At 70.1% G+C, this 5451-nt stretch carries 2 protein-coding genes and 1 pseudogene; all 3 read left to right on the top strand.

Features of this window, described 5'->3' with window-relative positions; genetic code table 11:
- The first annotated feature begins 110 nt into the window (after positions 1-110).
- Entirely contained in the window at positions 111-2225 is a 2115-nt protein-coding gene (locus tag J1C73_RS28950) for a DNA gyrase/topoisomerase IV subunit B (protein WP_207318959.1), read from the top strand.
- Between the two features lie 325 nt (positions 2226-2550).
- Entirely contained in the window at positions 2551-5148 is a 2598-nt protein-coding gene (rph, locus tag J1C73_RS28945) for a rifamycin-inactivating phosphotransferase (RefSeq protein WP_207318958.1), read from the top strand.
- Between the two features lie 94 nt (positions 5149-5242).
- Positions 5243-5451: pseudogene (locus tag J1C73_RS28940) on the top strand (WYL domain-containing protein); the annotation flags it as partial.

Genomic DNA, 5451 nt, shown 5'->3' with positions numbered 1-5451 from the left:
TCCGCTTCCTCGACATCTGAGCCGGCGGCAGTCGCACCACCCGGTACGGGGCCCGCGTCCGCGGGCCCCGGCCGCGTCACCCACCCATCCTCTGTACCTGGAGCGAATGCGTGAGCACTCCGCCTTCCGCCCGTCCCCGCACCCCGGCCCAGGACGGCTCCGACTACACCGCGCGGCACCTGCTCGTCCTCGAAGGACTGGAGGCCGTCCGCAAGCGCCCCGGCATGTACATCGGGTCCACCGACAGCCGCGGCCTCATGCACTGCCTCTGGGAGATCATCGACAATTCAGTCGACGAGGCCCTGGGCGGGTACTGCGACCGCATCGAGGTGATCCTCCACAAGGACTCCTCCGTGGAGGTCCGGGACAACGGCCGCGGCATCCCCGTGGACGTCGAGCCCAGGACCGGCCTCTGCGGGGTCGAGGTCGTCATGACCAAGCTGCACGCCGGCGGCAAGTTCGGCGGTGGGTCGTACGCGGCCTCCGGCGGCCTGCACGGCGTCGGCGCCTCCGTCGTCAACGCCCTCTCGGCCCGCCTCGACGTCGAAGTGGACAGGGCGGGCCACACCTACGCGATCGGCTTCCGCCGCGGCGTGCCCGGCCACTACTCCGGACTCGGTGAGGACGCCGGCTTCGCCCCGGGCGGCGGCCTGCGCAAGCGGAAGGCGAAGAGCCGCAACGCGAACGGCACCGGGAACCGGACGCGTTACTGGGCGGACCGGCAGATCTTCCTCAAGGACGCCGAGCTCACGCTGGACACGCTCCACCAGCGTGCCCGCCAGACCGCCTTCCTCGTCCCCGGCCTGACCATCGCCGTCCGCGACGAGCGCGCCCAGGAAGGGGCCGGCACGACCGAGGAGACCTTCCGCTTCGACGGGGGCATCAGCGAGTTCTGCGCGTACCTCGCCCAGGACAGGCCGGCCTGCGACGTCCTGCGCCTGACCGGCACGGGTACCTTCAAGGAGACCGTCCCGGTCCTCGACGACCGCGGCCACATGACCCCCACCGAGCTCACCCGCGAACTCGGCGTGGACATCGCCCTGCGCTGGGGCACGGGCTACGAGACGAACGTGAAGTCGTTCGTGAACATCATCGCCACCCCCAAGGGCGGCACCCACATCTCCGGGTTCGAACGCTCCGTGACCAAGACGGTCAACGAGGTGCTCCGCTCCGCGAAGCTGCTGCGCGTCGCCGAGGACGACATCGTCAAGGACGACGCGCTGGAGGGCCTCACCGCGGTCGTCACCGTCCGGCTGGCGGAGCCGCAGTTCGAGGGGCAGACCAAGGAGGTCCTCGGTACCTCTGCGGCCAACCGGATCGTCGCCACCGTCGTGGCCAAGGAGCTCAAGGCCTTCCTGACCTCCACCGAGCGGGACGGCAAGCAGCAGGCCCGTGCCGTGGCGGAGAAGATCGTCGCGGCCGCGCGGACCCGGATCGCGGCCCGCCGGCACAAGGAGACGCAGCGCCGCAAGACGGCGCTGGAGTCCTCCTCGCTGCCCGCGAAGCTGGCCGACTGCCGCAGCGACGACGTGGAGCGCAGCGAGCTCTTCATCGTCGAGGGCGACTCGGCGCTCGGTACCGCCAAGCTCGCCCGGAACTCCGAGTTCCAGGCGCTGCTGCCCATCCGCGGCAAGATCCTCAACGTCCAGAAGTCCTCGGTCTCGGACATGCTCAAGAACGCCGAGTGCGGGGCGATCATCCAGGTCATAGGAGCCGGCTCGGGCCGGACCTTCGACATCGACGCCGCTCGGTACGGCAAGATCGTCCTGCTCGTGGACGCCGATGTGGACGGTGCCCACATCCGCTGCCTGCTGCTCACGCTGTTCCAGCGGTACCTGCGCCCGATGGTCGAGGCGGGCCGGGTCTTCGCCGCCGTGCCGCCGCTGCACCGGATCGAGCTCGTCCAGCCGAAGAAGGGCCAGGACAGGTACGTCTACATGCACTCGGACAACGAGCTGCGCCGGACCCTGCTGGAGTACCGGCGCAGGAACATCCGCTACAAGGACTCGATCCAGCGCTACAAGGGTCTCGGCGAGATGGACGCCGACCAGCTGGCCGAGACCACCATGGATCCCCGCTTCCGCACCCTGCGCCGGATCAACATCGGCGACCTGGACTCGGCCGAGTCGGTCTTCGACCTGCTCATGGGCAACGAGGTGGCCCCGCGCAAGGAGTTCATCACCAGCTCCGCCGCCACCCTGGACCGCTCCCGCATCGACACCTGAGCCATCACTCCGGCGAGGGACAGCGCCACGCCTGCGGTACTCAACAGGCGCCCCGACATCGAAAAAGGGAAAGGCAAGGAGAACTCTCTCTCCTTGCCACTTTCAAGATATAGCGCACCGGGGGGCTTGCCACAAGACCCGGGTCACGGCGCAGAATCGTCGGCCGAGGCCACAACCTGCGGAAATGAGGGCACGATGTGCATCTGCTGTTGTCGACGTACGGGGGACGCGGTGACGTCGGACCAGGGGCGGCACAACCGGAGGCGCCGGTGAACCGACCGGCCACCGCAGTGCGACGGAACACGGCCGTCCCGGAGGAATCGCGATGACCGCGCAGTATGTGCTGGACCTTCAGGAGATCGACGAGACACAGGTCGCGGTCGTCGGCGGCAAGGGCGCGCACCTGGGCGGGCTGTCGCGGATCGAGGGCATCCGCGTGCCGGACGGCTTCTGCGTCACGACGGACGCCTTCCGGCGGGTCATGGCGGGGGCGCCGTCGATGGCCGAACAGCTCGATCAGCTGTCGTGCCTGAACCCGGACGACCGGGAGGGAATCCGCACGCTCAGCGCGCTGATCCGCCGGACCATCGAAGGGATCGCCGTCCCGGACGATCTCGCGGCGGCGATCACCGGCGCGCTCGGCCGGCTCGGCGGGCAAGCCGCCTGCGCGGTCCGGTCCAGTGCGACGGCGGAGGACCTGCCGACGGCCTCCTTCGCCGGCCAGCAGGACACGTACCTGAACATCGTGGGGCCGACGGCGGTCCTCCAGCACATCAGCCGGTGCTGGGCCTCGCTGTTCACCGAGCGGGCCGTGACCTACCGCCGGCGGAACGGCATCGACCACCGCACGGTCCACATGGCCGTGGTCGTCCAGCAGATGGTCCTCCCGCACGCGTCCGGCATCCTCTTCACGGCCGACCCCGTCACGGGCAACCGGAAGGTCGCCACCGTGGACGCCGGCTTCGGCCTCGGCGAGGCCCTGGTCTCCGGCCTGGTGAACCCGGATGTCTTCACGGTGCGGGACGGCGAGATCGTCGCCAAGGCGATCGCCGCCAAACAGCGTGCCGTTCACGCCCTGCCGGCCGGCGGTACGCGGGACGTGGCGGTCGACGCGGGGCGGCAGGAGGAGCCGTCGCTGACGGATGGGCAGGTCGTGCGTCTCGTGGAGCTCGGGCGGCGGATCGAAGCGCGGTTCGGCCGCCCGCAGGACATCGAATGGTGCTTGGCCGACGATGACTTCCAGATCGTTCAGAGCCGGCCGATCACGACCCTGTTCCCCATCCCCGAGACCGACGACCGGGACAATCACGTCTACGTCTCCGTCGGTCATCAGCAGATGATGACCGACCCCATGAAGCCCCTGGGGTTCTCGATGTGGCAGCTGACGGCCATGGTGCCGATGCACGAGGCCGGCGGGAGGCTGTTCGTCGACGTCACCGGGCGCCTGGCCTCGCCCGCGAGCCGCGCCGCCCTCCTGGACATCATGGGGAGGGGCGATCCGCTGGTCAGGGACGCTCTGGAGACCGTCCTGGACCGCGACGACTTCGTCCCGTCACTCCCGGACGCGGGTCCCGGCGGGCCGCCGCCCGTCGTCCCGTCCGCTCCGGCCGAGCCCGATCCGGCCATCATCACCGAACTGATCGAGCGCAGCCAGGTGTCCGTCGCCGCCCTGGAACGCGACATCCGGACGAAGTCCGGACCGGCGCTGTTCGACTTCCTGCTGGAGGCCTTCGAGGAGCACAAGCGAGTCCTCGGTGATCCGCTGAACAGCCAGGCGATCATGGCGGGCATGGAGGCCACGTGGTGGCTCAACGACAAGCTGCGGGAGTGGCTGGGCGAGAAGAACGCGGCTGACACGCTCACGCTGTCCGCGCCCGGCAACATCACGTCGGAGATGGGACTGGCGCTGCTCGACGTCGCCGACGTGGTCCGCCCGTACCCGGAAGTGGTGGCGTTCCTTGAGGGCGTCGAGGACGACGGCTTCCTGGACGCGCTGGCGAAGCTCGCGGGCGGGACCGAAGCGCGCGACGCCATGGAGGCCTACCTCGACCGGTACGGCATGCGCTGTGTCGGCGAGATCGACATCACCAGGCCACGTTGGAGCGAGCGCCCCAGCACGCTCGTGCCCGTGATCCTCGACAACGTCAGGATCTTCGAACCGGGCGCCGCCGAGCGGCGCTTCGAGGAAGGGCGGCAGAAGGCGCGGAAGAAGGAACAGGACGTGCTGTCCCGCTTGCGGGCCCTGCCGGACGGGGACCGGAAGGCCGACGAGGCCAAGCGGATGATCGACCGGGTCAGGGCCTTCGCCGGGTACCGGGAGTACCCGAAGTACGGCATCGTCAGCCGCTACTCCGTCTACAAGCAGGCCCTGATGGAGGAGGCCGAGCGCCTCGTGCAGGCCCATGTGCTCGCCGAGAAGGAGGACATCTTCTTCCTCACGTTCCAGGAACTGCGCGACGTGGTGCGCTCGCACCAGGTGGATGACCTGCTCATCCAGCAGCGCAAGGACGCGTTCCGGTCGTACCGGGCGCTCACACCGCCCCGGGTGCTCACATCGGACGGTGAGGCCGTCACCGGGGCGTACCGGCGCGACGACGTGCCGGCCGGCGCCCTGGCCGGCCTGGCGGTCTCCGCCGGGACCGTCGAGGGGCGGGCCCGCGTCATCCTTGACATGGCTGAGGCCGACCTCGAAGCGGGCGACATCCTGGTCACGACCTTCACGGACCCCAGCTGGTCGCCGCTGTTCGTCGGAATCGCGGGCCTGGTGACGGAGGTGGGCGGCCTGATGACCCATGGCGCGGTGATCGCCCGGGAGTACGGCCTGCCGGCCGTCGTGGGCGTGGAGCGGGCCACCCGGCTGATCCGGGACGGGCAGCGGATCCGCGTGCACGGAACCGACGGGCACGTCGAGATCCTGCCCTGACCGGCCCCAGCGCCCCGGAACCCGGACCCCGGGCCGTCAGGTCCGCTGGTCGTCGGCCAGTTCCGCCACGCCCGTGATGCGGTGCAGGGGGAACGCGCTGCCCCGTACGACGTCGGCCGAGACCCTGGTCACCGTCCAGGCCGCGGCGATGACCGGCTCCGCGATCTGGATCGGCTACGTGAACGCGGAGGGCGCCGCCAGCCAGCGCGTGATCGCCCCGGTCCGCGTCGAGGGCGGCTATGTGACGGCGTACGACCACACGGCCGACGAGGTCCGCACGTACCCCCTGCACCGCATCACGGG

The organism is Streptomyces laculatispora (assembly GCF_017353455.1).
Taxonomy (GTDB): domain Bacteria; phylum Actinomycetota; class Actinomycetes; order Streptomycetales; family Streptomycetaceae; genus Streptomyces; species Streptomyces laculatispora.
This window is presented reverse-complemented; position numbering and strand designations above follow the sequence as displayed.